Genomic DNA, 13,772 nt, shown 5'->3' with positions numbered 1-13,772 from the left:
CCTCTAGCTCTTTCCGCCGCTCCGCTCACGGGCGAGATTCGCCGGCCTCTGGTGTCTGCGTCGCACCTCCCCGCAGCTCTCTGTTCACCTTAGCCGTCTACTGCTCCCGATCCTTGCGTGTCATTCCTATATCACTTCTCACAAAATGTGCACAAAAAAAGCCTGCCGTCTCATTCAAGAGACGACAGGCTGTTCACTGTCGCGGTACCACTCTTGTTGATATCCGAACCCGCTAACCTTCCAGCTGCTCTGCGATACCCACTCCATGTCTGCAAGGTTCCCGAAATGTTACCACTCCGTCCAGCCTTGACTGACCACCCTCTCACGGAGGTTAACCGTAACGGTGTACCTAGGGTCGCCGGATTACATCCTGTACCGGCCAGCGCTCCTGTTCAAAGAGCTCCCTGCTTCCACCGCTCCGCTCCCGGACGAGTTCAGGTCTCCATCGACTGCGTCGCACCTTCCCGCAGCTCTCTTATCCCGGAGTGACCTTACTGCTTCCGATCATTGCGTTTGTTCAAATATAAGATGATTGAATTGAACTGATTATACCCGGCGGCATCTGCAAAAGTCAATAGGCAGATACCGACCATTTCTCCAGCGAATAGCCGGGATCGGCGACCATATCCAGCGGAATCCCGCCTTCATGTCTCCATTTCACGTAAGCTGCGGCACCAATCATCGCCGCATTATCCGTGCAATATACGGGAGGAGGGATAACCAGCTCAATCCCCTCTGTCCCGCAGCGCCGGATCAGGGCTTCGCGCAGCCCCTTGTTCGCCGCTACCCCTCCGCAGAGCAGAAGCTGCTCCGCGTGGTATTCACGGACGGCACGGATCGCCTTCTCGACCAGCACTTCAACTACGGATTCCTGGAAGCCGCGCGCAATGCCCGCGACATCCGGCACAAGCCCCTTCATCTTACTCTGATTCACCGCGTTCAGCACCGCAGACTTCAGACCGCTGAAGCTGAAGTCATACGAGCCCGGCTCCAGCCACACACGCGGCAGAGCGAAGGCTTCCTCCGCTTCATGCGCCAGCTTATCCACATGCGGCCCTCCCGGATAAGGGAAGCCCAGGGCCCGCGCCACTTTGTCGTACGCTTCGCCGACGGCATCGTCACGGGTGCGCCCGATGATCCGGAAAGCTCCTTCCCGCTCCATATGCACCAGCTCCGTATGCCCCCCTGACACCACCAGCGTCATGCCCGGATACTTCAATTCCTTGACCAGCCGGTTAGCATAGATATGACCGGCAATATGATGCGTGCCGATGAGCGGCTTGCCCCAGGCCAGCGCCAGGCTTTTGGCAGCCACGACTCCGACCAGCAGCGCCCCCACCAGTCCCGGACCCTGCGTTACCGCCACAGCCGTCAGCTCCTGCGGACGTACGCCGGCTACGCTTAAGGCTTCTTCAATGACCAGCGTTATCACCTCGACATGCTTGCGGGAGGCCACTTCAGGCACCACACCTCCGAATGCCCGGTGGGTCTCAATCTGGCTGGAGATGATGTTGGACAACACCTCACAGCCATCCTTCACTACAGCTACAGAGGTCTCGTCACAGCTGGTTTCAATCGCCAGAATCAATACAGGCTCCCTTGCGCCCGTGTCTGTCTTCATTTCAAGTCCACGCTTCCTTCCGTTACAGCTTGCTCCCCGTACTCCGGCAGATCGGCCCACATGATGAGCGCATCCTCGCGGTTGTCCGAATAATAGCCCTTGCGGGTACCCGCAGGCTTGAAGCCTTTTTTGCGGTATAAATTCTGGGCCACCTCATTGGAGACCCGTACTTCAAGCGTGATCGACTGCATGCCGAGATAAGCCGCCGTCTTCATTAGCTCGTCCAGGAGCCGCTCGCCCCATTTACGTCCCCGGTATGCCTCCAGCAGTGCAATATTGGTAACATGCGCCTCATCAACAATCGCCCACATTCCTGCGTAGCCAATAATATGCCCTGCCAGCTCCATTACCATATATTTAGCAAAATGATTGTGGGTCAGCTCGTTGCGGAAGGCTTCCTCTGTCCAAGGCATGGTGAAAGCCTCCCGTTCAATCACAAGAATCGCAGGCACATCCTCCAGCCGCATCAGGCGAAAAACAAGCTCAGTCTCCTGAGCTGGTCTACGTTCCGGTTCGATCATCGTGTATTCAGGCTCCCTTCGCTGCTGCGGCGCAAATTCGCCTCCGCCTCTGACAGCTGCGTATAATTGGGAATCAGCGTATGCAAATCTCCGCTCTCTTCGTAGAGACCCGCTTCCGCCAGAAATCCAGTCCAGCGTCCTTCCAGCTCATAAGGCACTGCCTGGACGTTGGCAGCTTCCATCAGCGGAGCCAGCATATCAGCACTTCCGTGCAGCGCCGTCTCGCCTACGAACCACAGTGTGTCCGGCAGATTGCCCTCAGCTGCGGCTTCCTTCAGCCGTACCGCCAGCTCCTGCACCCAGTCGGCCATCAACCTGATGGCATCCGGCGCCAGCCGCCGGGGAGGCTTGTCCCCGTCCGCCGCGAATACAGCGGTGTATGCCTGTCCCCGCCGGGCATCGATCAGCGGAATGATCCAGTCTGTTCCTGCCGTGCCGTTCGGGGACGTTATGGAGCCTTGCTTCTGCTGCGCAGAAGCCGCATGGTATCCGCCCCAGGCCAGCGCATGCAGGCTGGATACACCGGTAACCGGTACGTTCCAGGCCCAGGCCAGCGTCTTGGCTGCAGTCACAGCGATCCGTGTTCCGGTATAGGAGCCCGGGCCGATCCCGACCGAGATTCCGCCGATCCTTTCGGCCGTAGTGGCAGACGCCTGAAGTGCCTGCTCAATAATAGGCAGCAGATGAACCGAATGGTTCCGCTCCCCGGAAGCATTAATCTCATGCAACAGCTCCCCGCCGCCAGTCACGGCCACTCCCAGAACTGCCGTTGATGTATCAAGCGCCAAAAACCGCTTACGCGGCTCATTATTCGAGTTCGTCATATTTCTTTACCCCACTTCTGGATCAGCATCCGGCACACTTCGCCGTAAGGCTCTCCGATTCCGGTCACCGTAATCTCCCGTTCATCCGGGCCGGCGGTCTTCAGCTCTATATGGAGATGCCGCGGCGGCATCAGATCAGCAATGATTCGGCTCCATTCCACCAGACACACACCCTGACCGTAGAAATACTCTTCCAGTCCCAGCTCGTCCGCTTCCTGCAGCGATATCCGGTATACATCCATATGATACAGCGGCAGACGTCCTTCATACTCTTTGATAATGGTAAAAGTAGGACTATTCACAATACCTTCCACACCCAAATGGCGTGCATAGCACTGCGAGAACGCTGTTTTGCCCGCACCTAGATCCCCGTCAAGTCCGATAACCATCCCCGCCGATGACGCGGCAGCAATGGCGGCGGCAAGTGCCTCCGTATCCTGAAGGCCGAATGAACGGGTTGTAAACACCGTTTGTGTATTATTGTCCAAAGCTGCAACTACCACCTTTTTGAAGATCCCTTAACAGTTAACAATACTTTTAATTATATCGGTATGCTACTTGCACCGCAACAGCCTGTCAGTCCGTTGAGAACGCCGGAGCCGCCGCAGGCTTCCCCGGATGCCGGGAGAACAGGCTATGCAGCACCATACCACCAATAATGACCGCAATCCCCGCCCATGACAGGAGGGATGGCAGCGGCGAGGCCAGCAGGAGCATCTCCCCCAGCAAGGCGAACAGCACCTCCAGTGACTGGGTCGCTTCCACGGCTGCCAGACTGCTCATGCTATCCCTGACCAGATCGGTAGCCCGGAAAAACAGCACCGTAGCCACAACTCCCGAACTGAGTGCAACAATGACTGATTGTCCTATTTGCGAGGAGGAGGGCAGGCCTGTATCTGCCATACCATACAGAGCGACAGCCAGCCAGAAGGGCAGGCTGGCAAGCGTCATGCCAAGAATCCGCTGGAATACATCCAGCTGGCCGCCGCACAGCTCCATCATCTTACGGTTTCCGAGCGGATAAGCGAAGGAAGCGATAAGAACCGGGACAATGCCCAGCAGGACCTGGGATGGGGCAAGCTGCCGCGCCTGCTCCACTTGCAGCAGCGCTACTCCGGCGAGAATAATCAGGGAGAGCAGCAGCCCGCGCAGCGGGATTTTACCTCTTATGTATACTTGTCCTCCCGGTCCGCTGACCCATTCTCCGAAGAACGGAGCCAGCAGCGAACCGGAGATAATCGTGATCTGCCACGTTCCAGCCGTCAGCCAGCCCGGTGCATAGGCAGCGGCGAAGCAGATGGGCGCGTAGAACAAGCCGAACCCGACAGTTCCCCACAGCAGCCAGGCTCCAGGCCGTTCTCTCATCGCAGCCAGCAGCGGCTTCAGCCTCCCTCTTCCGGCCACAATCGCCAGCAGCAGCGGGAGCGTGAACAAGTACCGCAGCGAGGCGCTCCACGCCCAGCTTCCTCCCGCAAGCTCCATCCTCCGGTTCAGCACAAACGTCACCGCAAAAAACAGCGCCGAGCACACACCCAGCAATATCGGACGCACTTTCATCATCTCTTTTCGTCAAAATTCTTCTTCCAAATATAGGGGGTCACCACGCCCGGCGTCAATATCTGTGTCAGCTATTATTAGAGGCTACAGCTCCATACCCCGGCCCTGAGCATAACGTGTGTAGGAGGTCAGGCCACACAAAAAGCAGGAGACTCCCGCGATGGTGTCACCGCCAAGAGAACGCCTGCTCTAATTAGTATTTTACCTGGATACCTACAAGGACTTATTGTGCTGACCCGCTACTTCCTCTGTTCCTCCAGCCGCTCAACACCAACAGTCTGTGTATTCGTAGGCCGGGAGCCTACCTGAACCGTTGCCATACCGTTTTCCGAATCTACATGCTCAATCCAGACCGGCTCACCGTCGAGATGCACCGCAATCTTGTCCTTGGAAGCGTAAATATCCTGCGCACGTATTATATCCATTCTTTTCTTGCCCCCCTATTCCTCTTCATCTTCCGCCGGAAGCTCCCCGATTGTTGCATCAGCATCCAGTAGTACTGCATCCTCGTCCAATCCGGCATCCTCCGGATCGGCAATAATATTGTCCCAATTGACCGCCTCAGCCGGAATATCCTGCTCGGATAACGCATCGCTCCAGTGATAGTGCTCCTTGTCCATAATGCCTCCTCTTCTCGCTTTGGGTCTGTGCAAGCTGAGCAGCATTTATTTTTTCCCATGACTCTCAAAACATGCATCCGGCTAGAAAAAGCCCTGCCTCCCCATACTAAGCCATACCACATCCCATCAGGAGGCGATTCTCATGCATACCGTTTGGAAAGGAGCCATAAGCTTCGGGCTTGTGCATGTTCCGGTCAAGATGTTCTCCGCTACGGAGGATAAAGACATCTCGCTGCGCTACATCCACAAAGAATGCGGCAGTCCGTTGTCTTATGTACGTAAATGTCCTGTCTGTGACAAGGAGGTCACCTGGGAGGAGATCGGCAAGGGGTACGAATATGAGAAGGGCAAGTTTGTTTTGTTCGACAAGGAGGAGCTGGATCAGCTAAGCGAGGAGAGCAGTAAGAGCATCACCATACTGGATTTCGTGGATTTGACGGAGATTGACCCGATTTTTTTCCAGAAGACCTACTATTTATCGCCAGACCAGGCAGGCGCCAATGCTTACCGTTTGCTGATGGAGGCGATGCGTCAGACCGGGAAGATCGGTATTGCCAAGATCTCCATCCGCTCCAAAAGCAGTCTGGCCGCCATCCGCGTCCTGGCGGACTGCTTGGCGATTGAAACGATCTATTACCCGGACGAGGTCCGTCCGGTATCGCAGGTTCCCGGCCTGCCGGAGCCGGGCAGCGTGAACGACAAAGAGCTGGATATGGCCAAGCTGCTGATCTCACAGCTGTCCACCCCGTTCGAGCCTGCCAAATACACCGATGATTACCGCCAGCGGATGCTTGATCTGATTACACATAAGATTGCAGGCGAAGAGTTCCATATTGCTCCGGCCCGCCAGGAGAACAATGTTATCGATCTGATGGCTGCCCTGCAGGCCAGTATCGAGGCTGTGCAGCATATTCCTTCCGATCCCGGACCGGCTAAGGGAGGCAGCGGGTCTAAGCCAAGGACAGCCGCCGGTGCGAAGAAACGTCCGGCCAAGGCCACTGCCGCAGGGACTTCAACCGATACAGCCGCCGCTCCGGTTGTAGATGAAGCTACCGGACCAATTCCGGTGATTGCCCCGAAGCCGAAGCGCCGGAGCGCGAAGAGCAAGGTCACCGGTGCCTAGGGGACGGACTTCTGCGCCTGCTGCAAGGCCAGCCGGTTCCCTTCAGCTTCAGCCTGTCACTCCGTTTGAGCCTGTGCTGGCCACTGTGCTTCCAAGCGGAAAACAGTGGATCGCCCAGATCAAATGGGACGGCGTGCGGATGATCTCCTATTACGATGGATGCCATGCCGAACTGATTAACCGCCGTGGCAACCGGCGCACGCTTCAATATCCTGAGCTGGCCGAACCAGGAAGCTATTGCCGGGCCGGCTCCTTCATTCTGGATGGCGAGATCATTGCACTCAGCGGCGGCAAGCCCTCCTTCCATGAGGTCATGCGGCGGGACAGCCTGAAGAACGAGGCGGCGATCCGGGCAGTGCAGCCGCAGGTTCCGGTGCTGTATATGGTTTTTGATATGCTGTATTGTGACGGCATCTGGCTGCTGGATGAACCGCTGTCCCGGCGGCAGGAGCTGCTGAAGGAAATGCTGCTGCCCCATCCCCATTTGCAGCAGGTGCCCAGCTACCCGGATCCAGTCCAGCTGCTCGCTGCGGCGCGGCAGGGCAGTCTGGAGGGGATCGTCTGCAAGGATCTGGACAGCACTTATGCGCCGGGCGGCAAGGACAAGCGCTGGCAGAAGCTCAAGATCATCTCCGATGTCACCGCTGTCGCCGGGGGCGTCACCTTCCGGGACGGCATCGTGAATGCGCTGCTGTTCGGCCTGTATGATGATGCCGGCAGGCTGCATTATATCGGACATGCCGGAGCAGGCAGAATGACCGTCCAGGACTGGCGGACACTGACCTCACGAATTCCTGGACTTGCCACAGAACATATGCCGTTTGCCGCACTCCCGCAGCGAAGCTCAGGCTCCGTTTGGATTAAGCCTGAGCTGGTGTTTAAGCTGCATTTTCTGGAATGGAATCCCTCCGGCACCTTCCGCCAGCCTGTGATTCAGGCTCAGGTCGATCTGCCCGCCCATTCCTGTTCTTTAAGCCAGAGGGGGTTCTAGATGCCTATTGCGGAGTCAGGCTTCCGGCAATCTTCAGCAGTTCAGCCTTACTCTGCACAGTGTTCCGGCTATCCGTTAATGTGTACTCTCTGCTGCCGTCCGCACTGCTCCACTGCAATTGCGATTTGAGGTTGCCGTGATGCGGCCCGAAGGAGGTGAACATCATCTCCTGCCCGTTAACCTGCACCTGCTCATCCTTGTCCCCCGGCAATACAGCCAGTGTAACTCCAGCCGGAAGCTTGCTTGCAAGCTCGGCACGCAGATTCAGCACCTCTCCCTTGCGGGTATACGTCAACGTGGTGACATGACCGCTCCAGGCGAGCATTTTGGTGATAACCTTTTTACCAGCTGCTGTGGATTGCCCCTTGAGTTTCTCCCTGAGCTGCATATATTCTTCCTCATAGGAAAAAGGAATGTCAGGGCTGATGATTGCCTCCTTCAGCACATAATCTTTCGGGAGCGAAGCTGGAGCCATTAATACACCTCCGCCCATTGACGTTAATTTCTGCGCCGCTTTGCTTACAGACATATAACTAAACGGCACGTAACTGATATCCAGACTGTCCAGCGTATTGATTTTGACGTCATTCACATACACAGCCCGGATTTCCCCTGCGTTCAAGGGAGCCTCGTTCGCTTTGGACAGCAAAGCGTCCAGCGGGGATGGCGCAGCCGGCTTGGCGGTTTCTGTAGCCATAATGCCGTTGCTTTTATTTTTTAATTTATCAGGCAGCCTTCCCGCTGCTCCCACCGACCCCGCTGCTGCGCTCAGCAGCATGGACAGGCATATTGCGGCAACCGCCGCTTTCTTATGCTGATTCATAATTCGATCCCTTCCTTCCGATTCATTTGTTGTTCCCTCACCGCTGAACCATCCCGGCGGCAATGCTCCCCCATTGCTCCCGGGTCAACCGCTTATCCGGCGGGTCCGTCATCAAAGCAAGCCCTCCATAGGCGTTATCATACCAATACAGTCTGCTTACTGAACTTCCGTTCTCTTCTCCGGCGCCTGCCCCCGGAATGAACAGCAGCTCCTTATCCTCGTAGGTCCATAGTTCAGCCGTTTGGCCGGGGGATACGTGAATTTGCGAAGGACCGGTTGTTGCTGCGTTATTCCAGAATAACTGAAGCTTCAGCTGCTGGCTGCCATCCCGATAGATCACCTCGGCGCTTGCGAGATTCTCCAAGGGCCATAAAGTTGCAGCCAGCGGATTCCCGTCCGGAGCAGCTTCCGTTTTGGCCTTCAATGCCTCCAGTGCCAGCCTATACTCCGGCTCAAACGCAGAGGGGGTTTTGGCGAACAGCCGGCCCTCCGCAAACTGTAACCCGCCTATTCGCTCAGGCGGCAGTGCAAAGCTCCACTTGCCCGTTTGCTCCCGGGCGGCTGACAGCTTCGCGTAGCTGGTATACGTAACCGTTCTGCTGGTGAAAAATAGCGGTTTTCCATACCCCAGCCCGTTCATCAATGCAATCAATTCACTGTCATTGACATAATAAGCTGCTGTCTCTCCCGGCTGTAAATTTGCTTGCGCCTGTTGTTCATATTGCTCCCTTAGCTTAAAGTAACGTTCCCGGGCGGAGCTAGAGCCAATGTAAGGCGTGTATACCTTCGATTCAGCGTACCTAAGCTGCGCCACAACTCTGCCGCCGCTGTCCTTCAAGACCAGAGGCTGCCCCTCCGTCTGCCGGATGACCGCAAAGATTGGGTGTGCCTTCCCGGTAACTCCTTCATCCGTCATATTGCGGAGAACGCTGAACCCAGCCAGCCCCAGCAGCGCAACCGCGCAGAGTCCGGCGGCCAGCCTTCTGCCCCGCTGTACCGCAGGACGCAGCGAAGGTATCGGCTGCCTGGTCATCACAGGCCCCTGCCTAACCATTTCTGGCACCGCTTGCCCCGGTGAAGCTGGCGTTCCGCCGCCCTCTGATGCAAGCCGCTGTGCATGGATGACCCGTACCCGCTCCATAACGGATGACTTAACATCAATGCTGCCCGCTGCCTCACCTGCGCCCATTCGTCTTATCCTTTTTTCTTCAGCAGCGAAGTGCTCGTCCATTGTGGTTCCTCCCCCTCTCTTTGCGATTTCAGCAGGTTGGTGAGTTTAATAATCGTGCGCTGATATCTTTTTTTGACCGCATCCTGATTCTTGCCCAGAATCACGGCGATTTCGGCAAAGCTCTGCTCTTCAAAAATCCTCAGCAAAAGCAGGTTCCGCTCCTCCACCTTCAGCCGGGAAAGCGCTACAGCGAGCGGTTCATCGAAAAGGAAGCGGTCCATCTGCTGCTCCGGGCTTTCCGCGTATTTCTGCGGCCGCAGCAGCAGCATCAACCGGCTCTGCCGCTGACGCTGGCGGATAACCGCCAGGCAATGATGATAAGCGATTTTATACAGCCATGAAGAGAAGCTGACCAGCGGACGGTACTTGCCGATATTTTGATAGGCTTTGACCAGAATCTCCTGCACGGCATCCTCCGCCTCTGCCCCGCTGCCTAGCAGACGGCTGCAATAACGGTACATCGGCTGCTGAACAGCTTCAACGATCCGCCCGTACTGCTCCACGTCGCCGTTTTGAACCTTAACAACGAGGTGTTCCATTTCATCCAAAATCGTAAAACGCTCCTCTCTTCTAGCTAACACCCTTATAAGCACCTGCCCGGGCCAAAAGGGACATTTTGCGCAAAAAAAAGTGTGAACTGCTCTTATCCCGGACCGGAACCCCGACTGAAAACCGGCAGCACGGCAAATACTAGGCAGACATACACAAGCCTAAGGAGGGATGTCCCATGCCAACGGCCACCAAAGGAACCATTACCGTAGACGGGCACCAAATCAGCATCACCAATCCCGACAAACCGCTCTGGCCCGAGATGGGCATCACCAAGCAGATCTATCTGCAAAAGCTGGCGGCTCTCTCGCCCTACCTGCTGCGCTATTGCAAGGACCGGCTGCTCACGGTGATCCGCTATCCCCATGGCGTTCCCGGAATGTCCTTCTATCAGAAGAACGCCCCGGAGCCGCTGCCGGAATTCGTCCGCACGGCGGTGCAGGACAATATCACCTACATTGTGCTGCAGGGCCTGCCGGAGCTGCTCTGGCTGGGCAATCTGGCTGCGCTCGAATTCCATCCCTCCCTCCATTATGCCGGCAGTACACTGCCCTGCGAATGGATGATTGATCTGGACCCTTCGCTTGAGGTCGAACCGCGGATTATGGAAGCTGCTGCTGTGGTAGGGGAGGTGCTGAGATCGCTCGGACTGGACTCCGTTCCCAAAACCTCGGGAGCCACCGGAGTGCAGATCATTGTTCCGGTTAAGCCGGGGGTGACCTTCGATGAACTGCGCCGGATCGGGCATTTCGTAGGCCGTTATGTCACCGAGAAGCGGCCCGATCTCTTCACCCTGGAGCGTCTGAAGAAGCATCGCGGGGATAAAATATATTTCGATTATCTCCAGCATTACGGCGGCAAAACACTCGCTGCCCCGTACACCCCGCGCGCCCGGCCGCTGGCTACTGTCTCCACTCCCCTCCTGTGGGAGGAGGTTGAACGGGGTGTCAAGCCTACAGATTTCAACCTGCTGAATATAGAAGAGCGTCTCAGCCGGTTAGGAGATCTGATTGCCAAGGTTCCTCCTCAGCCGGTCGATGCGATTATTGCCAAGCTGCCCTCAGGACAGCAATAAGCCCGCAAATGCCTTTCTCAGGCTGCGGGCTTATCTGGCGTCCAGAATCAGGACGGAAGGTATTATTATATATGGGCATACGGCGCAACAAGTCAGGACCGCCGTATGGGTTACTCTGTCGTTCGTAAATATACCTTCCTTCGAAGCGTTCCGGCTGAACCGGTTACGCTAATGCTAATGAATTGCTTTTTTCTTGAAGCGGCCGCCCTTAACATCATGGATATTGCCGATCGCGATGAACGCGTCAGAATCCCAATCTTCTACGATAGACTTCAGCTTCGCTTCTTCCAGACGGGTAATGACAACAAAAATCACTTTCTTGTTATCGCCGGAGAATCCGCCCTCACCATCAAGATAAGTCACTCCGCGTCCCAGACGCTCCGTCAGAGCTTCGCCGATATCACGGAATTTATCACTGATAATCCATACCGACTTGGACTGGTCCAGACCTTCAAGTGTAATATCGATCAGTTTGAAAGCAATGTAATACGCAATGAGCGAGAACATCGCATTATTCCAGCCGAACACAAAGCCTGCGCCGGACAGGATGAACAGGTTGAAGAACATAACGACTTCCCCTACAGAGAACGGAAGCCTCTTGGATACAAGAATGGCTACAATCTCAGTACCATCGAGCGATCCGCCGTAACGGACAACGAGCCCGACCCCAACGCCGAGAATTACCCCTCCGAATACTGCTGCGAGCAGCGGCTCAACCGTAATGGGATGAACAGGATGGAGCAACTGGGTACCGATGGACATTACAATTACAGCAAATAGAGTAGATAAGGCAAATGTCTTACCGATCTGCTTATACCCGATAACCAGGAACGGCAGGTTAAGCAGGGTCAATAGAATACCGAGCGGTATATTGAAAATATGGGACAACATAATGGAAATACCGGTGATTCCGCCATCAATCAACTTATTGGGAACAAGAAAAATTTCAAGGGCAACAGACATCATGGCCGCTCCGATGACAATCATCACAATCCGCTGGGCCAGTCTTGCCGTCTTGAACACTCCAGACTTCTCCGGCTTCTTCTGTTCTTCATTCGTAAAGATATGTTGGCTTACAGTCATAGAACTCCCCCTATAAATAGTATATCTAAGAAGCTTACGAAAGCGAACGTACAGTCGTGCCTTCTCCCCTGTTCTTCTTATATTTCCATTATATCATAAAAGAAAGTCAAATAACGCATGTAAATTGATATAACCTTCGATAATCGATGATTCGGCCATCTTTTCTGTCATAATAGCGGAGATAAGAGCTGACACAGACTTTCTATGCGTTTGACATTACGGCTGCGCTCCCGGAACTTTTTCGGATCAATGAATTCACTCTGCTCCAGATCTCTGCTGAAGTCCTCAGCCAGCTCTGTAATTGTCTCCGGACGGAACAGCACCGCCGTCAGCTCGAAGTTGGAATAGAAGCTGCGCATGTCCAGATTGGCACTGCCGACGGTGGCCAGCAGGCTGTCAATAATCATTACCTTGGCATGCATGAACCCTCTGGTATAGCGGTAAAATTTCACGCCGGCGTCCTGCAGATTCTCCAGATACGCCAGCGTGGCATAATAGACCAGCTTGTTATCTGGCTTCGCCGGGATAATAATCCTTACGTCCACACCGCTAAGGACTGCATTCTTCAGCGCCCTGCAAATCGCGGGGTCGGGGATGAAGTATGGAGAGGTCATCCAGATACGTTGCCTCGCGGCACAGATGGAAGCAAAATACATCTCCTGGGTGGCATCTATGCCCGCATCGGGACCGCTGGCGACAATCTGGACGGCTTCCCTTCCGCTACAGTCATGATCCGGAAAGAAGCGCGGATGGCTGAGAGCTTCACCGGCCGCCAGCCGCCAGTCCTTGAGAAACACATACTGCAGATGATAGACAGCATCCCCTTCAAGCCGCAGATGTGTATCCCGCCAGTACCCCATTTCCGGATTTTTGCCCAGATAATCATCGCCGATATTCATGCCTCCGGTGAATCCGGTCAGTCCGTCCACCACCAGGATCTTCCGGTGATTGCGGTAGTTGAACCGGCGGTCCGGCAGTGCAGTCAGCGGCGGCAGAAAAAAATAAACCTGCACTCCCGCGTTCTTCAGTGTATTCACAAAGCCCCGGCTAAGTTTATGGCTGCCCAGGCCATCGCACAGCAGGCGCACCCTCACCCCCTGGCGTACCTTGCGGATCATCAGCTCCTGGAACTGCCGGCCGATCCCGTCCTCCCGGAAAATATAAAATTCCATGTGGATATGCTCCTGCGCACCTTCCATCATCTCCAGCATGGACTTATACGCTGCCTGTGCGCTGGACAGCACTTCACACCGGTTGTGGCTTGTAACCGGACTGTCCGCCAGTTCAGAGAACAGATACAGCAGCTCAGAGCGGTGTTCAAATCCGGGGTTGCCGGTATCCTCCGCCTGCTTGACCTTATGAATCTTGCCGGCAACATGAATACGGATTTCCCGCAGCAGGGAGACGCACCGGTTCACGAGCTTGCGGCTCTGCCAGTAATCGCGCCCCAGGAAATAGTAGAACAGCAGACCCAGCGGCGGGCAACAGAAGGTAATACATATCCAGGCAAGCGCCCGCTGCGGACGGCGGAATTCGGAAGCGGTAATAATGGCAAGCTGCACAATAAAAAGACATAAGATCACGGCAAATATCCTCATTCCGGTCCTCCTGATCAGCTGAATGAACTATTACTATCTCTGCGGGCATAGACAGCGCCTGCTAACTTTCATGAGAAATCTGCGGCGGCAGAAGCCTGCGCTTACTACAGGTTTTGCCTTAACTCTCCTTCTTTATTCAAGTAAACCGTTGTCATG

15 protein-coding genes and 1 other annotated feature (1 of these 16 cut by a window edge) are annotated in these 13,772 nt (G+C 55.4%); of the genes, 3 read left to right on the top strand and 12 right to left on the bottom strand.

Going from position 1 to position 13,772, the window contains the following annotated elements; genetic code table 11:
• Positions 1-123: a binding site (T-box leader), on the bottom strand (it extends 168 nt beyond the left edge of the window).
• A gap of 448 nt (positions 124-571) precedes the next feature.
• The 7 genes from tsaD to NST26_RS04640 all read right to left on the bottom strand — a co-directional run bounded on the left by tsaD (position 572) and on the right by NST26_RS04640 (position 5,143).
• Positions 572-1,621, bottom strand: coding sequence for a tRNA (adenosine(37)-N6)-threonylcarbamoyltransferase complex transferase subunit TsaD (gene tsaD, locus NST26_RS04670; protein ID WP_339253954.1), 1,050 nt, complete (start codon positions 1,619-1,621; stop codon positions 572-574).
• Positions 1,618-2,142: a ribosomal protein S18-alanine N-acetyltransferase gene (gene rimI / locus NST26_RS04665; RefSeq protein ID WP_209878273.1), complete on the bottom strand. Its 525-nt coding sequence runs from the start codon at positions 2,140-2,142 to the stop codon at positions 1,618-1,620. The genes tsaD and rimI overlap by 4 nt, the downstream gene beginning before the upstream one ends.
• The gene (gene tsaB, locus NST26_RS04660; RefSeq protein ID WP_340955728.1) at positions 2,139-2,966 is read right to left on the bottom strand and encodes a tRNA (adenosine(37)-N6)-threonylcarbamoyltransferase complex dimerization subunit type 1 TsaB; all 828 of its coding nucleotides are present in this window, start codon (positions 2,964-2,966) and stop codon (positions 2,139-2,141) included. Before tsaB ends, rimI begins: the two co-directional genes overlap by 4 nt.
• Complete coding sequence (gene tsaE, locus NST26_RS04655) at positions 2,963-3,454, bottom strand: tRNA (adenosine(37)-N6)-threonylcarbamoyltransferase complex ATPase subunit type 1 TsaE (protein ID WP_155991279.1); 492 nt, start codon at positions 3,452-3,454, stop codon at positions 2,963-2,965. Before tsaE ends, tsaB begins: the two co-directional genes overlap by 4 nt.
• Before the next feature lie 88 nt (positions 3,455-3,542).
• Positions 3,543-4,517 carry a DMT family transporter gene (locus NST26_RS04650; RefSeq protein ID WP_340955731.1) on the bottom strand — a complete coding sequence of 325 codons (975 nt, stop codon included), beginning with the start codon at positions 4,515-4,517 and terminating at the stop codon, positions 3,543-3,545.
• A 245-nt stretch (positions 4,518-4,762) separates the two neighbouring features.
• Complete coding sequence (locus NST26_RS04645) at positions 4,763-4,948, bottom strand: H-type small acid-soluble spore protein (RefSeq protein WP_340978686.1); 186 nt, start codon at positions 4,946-4,948, stop codon at positions 4,763-4,765.
• A 15-nt stretch (positions 4,949-4,963) separates the two neighbouring features.
• Positions 4,964-5,143: a hypothetical protein gene (locus NST26_RS04640; RefSeq protein WP_339253947.1), complete on the bottom strand. Its 180-nt coding sequence runs from the start codon at positions 5,141-5,143 to the stop codon at positions 4,964-4,966.
• Positions 5,144-5,285: 142 nt separating this feature from the next.
• On the opposite strand from NST26_RS04640, the gene ku reads away from it, so the two are divergent.
• Together ku and NST26_RS04630 are read left to right on the top strand one after the other, a co-directional pair.
• Positions 5,286-6,266: a non-homologous end joining protein Ku gene (ku, locus tag NST26_RS04635; RefSeq protein ID WP_340978684.1), complete on the top strand. Its 981-nt coding sequence runs from the start codon at positions 5,286-5,288 to the stop codon at positions 6,264-6,266.
• The gene (locus NST26_RS04630) at positions 6,259-7,257 is read left to right on the top strand and encodes an ATP-dependent DNA ligase (protein ID WP_340978683.1); all 999 of its coding nucleotides are present in this window, start codon (positions 6,259-6,261) and stop codon (positions 7,255-7,257) included. Before ku ends, NST26_RS04630 begins: the two co-directional genes overlap by 8 nt.
• A gap of 4 nt (positions 7,258-7,261) precedes the next feature.
• Here NST26_RS04630 and NST26_RS04625 read toward each other — a convergent pair whose 3' ends face one another.
• The 3 genes from NST26_RS04625 to NST26_RS04615 are packed head-to-tail and all read right to left on the bottom strand — an operon-like array spanning position 7,262 to position 9,850.
• Positions 7,262-8,080 (bottom strand): hypothetical protein, encoded by an 819-nt coding sequence (locus tag NST26_RS04625; protein ID WP_340978682.1) that lies wholly within the window; start codon positions 8,078-8,080, stop codon positions 7,262-7,264.
• A gap of 37 nt (positions 8,081-8,117) precedes the next feature.
• Positions 8,118-9,311, bottom strand: coding sequence for a hypothetical protein (locus NST26_RS04620; protein ID WP_340978681.1), 1,194 nt, complete (start codon positions 9,309-9,311; stop codon positions 8,118-8,120).
• Positions 9,275-9,850 carry an RNA polymerase sigma factor gene (locus NST26_RS04615; protein WP_200869514.1) on the bottom strand — a complete coding sequence of 192 codons (576 nt, stop codon included), beginning with the start codon at positions 9,848-9,850 and terminating at the stop codon, positions 9,275-9,277. The genes NST26_RS04620 and NST26_RS04615 overlap by 37 nt, the downstream gene beginning before the upstream one ends.
• A gap of 188 nt (positions 9,851-10,038) precedes the next feature.
• On the opposite strand from NST26_RS04615, the gene ligD reads away from it, so the two are divergent.
• A complete protein-coding gene (ligD, locus tag NST26_RS04610; RefSeq protein WP_036723170.1) occupies positions 10,039-10,935 on the top strand; it encodes a non-homologous end-joining DNA ligase in 897 nt (298 codons plus the stop codon).
• Positions 10,936-11,109: 174 nt separating this feature from the next.
• Here the strand turns inward: ligD and NST26_RS04605 are convergent, their stop codons facing one another.
• Together NST26_RS04605 and cls are read right to left on the bottom strand one after the other, a co-directional pair.
• On the bottom strand, positions 11,110-12,018 hold the full coding sequence (locus NST26_RS04605; protein ID WP_036723169.1) for a YitT family protein: 909 nt from the start codon (positions 12,016-12,018) through the stop codon (positions 11,110-11,112).
• 167 nt (positions 12,019-12,185) lie between these two features.
• Entirely contained in the window at positions 12,186-13,616 is a 1,431-nt protein-coding gene (cls, locus tag NST26_RS04600; protein WP_340978680.1) for a cardiolipin synthase, read from the bottom strand.
• Positions 13,617-13,772: the final 156 nt, after the last annotated feature.

Source organism: Paenibacillus sp. FSL R7-0128 (assembly GCF_038002245.1).
GTDB classification, from domain to species: Bacteria; Bacillota; Bacilli; order Paenibacillales; family Paenibacillaceae; genus Paenibacillus_AQ; species Paenibacillus_AQ silagei.
Note: the sequence above shows the minus strand (reverse complement) of the source record. Positions and strands in the feature narration are given on the sequence as shown.

What these genes read in the sequence shown, in the direction of transcription:
- NST26_RS04645 (WP_340978686.1), bottom strand. Translation starts at nt 4,948, where the DNA reads ATGGATATAATACGTGCGCAGGATATTTACGCTTCCAAGGACAAGATT.
- tsaB (WP_340955728.1), bottom strand. Translation starts at nt 2,966, where the DNA reads ATGACGAACTCGAATAATGAGCCGCGTAAGCGGTTTTTGGCGCTTGAT.
- NST26_RS04615 (WP_200869514.1), bottom strand. Translation starts at nt 9,850, where the DNA reads ATGGAACACCTCGTTGTTAAGGTTCAAAACGGCGACGTGGAGCAGTAC.
- rimI (WP_209878273.1), bottom strand. Translation starts at nt 2,142, where the DNA reads ATGATCGAACCGGAACGTAGACCAGCTCAGGAGACTGAGCTTGTTTTT.
- NST26_RS04605 (WP_036723169.1), bottom strand. Translation starts at nt 12,018, where the DNA reads ATGACTGTAAGCCAACATATCTTTACGAATGAAGAACAGAAGAAGCCG.
- tsaD (WP_339253954.1), bottom strand. Translation starts at nt 1,621, where the DNA reads ATGAAGACAGACACGGGCGCAAGGGAGCCTGTATTGATTCTGGCGATT.
- ku (WP_340978684.1), top strand. Translation starts at nt 5,286, where the DNA reads ATGCATACCGTTTGGAAAGGAGCCATAAGCTTCGGGCTTGTGCATGTT.
- NST26_RS04625 (WP_340978682.1), bottom strand. Translation starts at nt 8,080, where the DNA reads ATGAATCAGCATAAGAAAGCGGCGGTTGCCGCAATATGCCTGTCCATG.
- NST26_RS04620 (WP_340978681.1), bottom strand. Translation starts at nt 9,311, where the DNA reads ATGGACGAGCACTTCGCTGCTGAAGAAAAAAGGATAAGACGAATGGGC.
- ligD (WP_036723170.1), top strand. Translation starts at nt 10,039, where the DNA reads ATGCCAACGGCCACCAAAGGAACCATTACCGTAGACGGGCACCAAATC.
- cls (WP_340978680.1), bottom strand. Translation starts at nt 13,616, where the DNA reads ATGAGGATATTTGCCGTGATCTTATGTCTTTTTATTGTGCAGCTTGCC.
- NST26_RS04640 (WP_339253947.1), bottom strand. Translation starts at nt 5,143, where the DNA reads ATGGACAAGGAGCACTATCACTGGAGCGATGCGTTATCCGAGCAGGAT.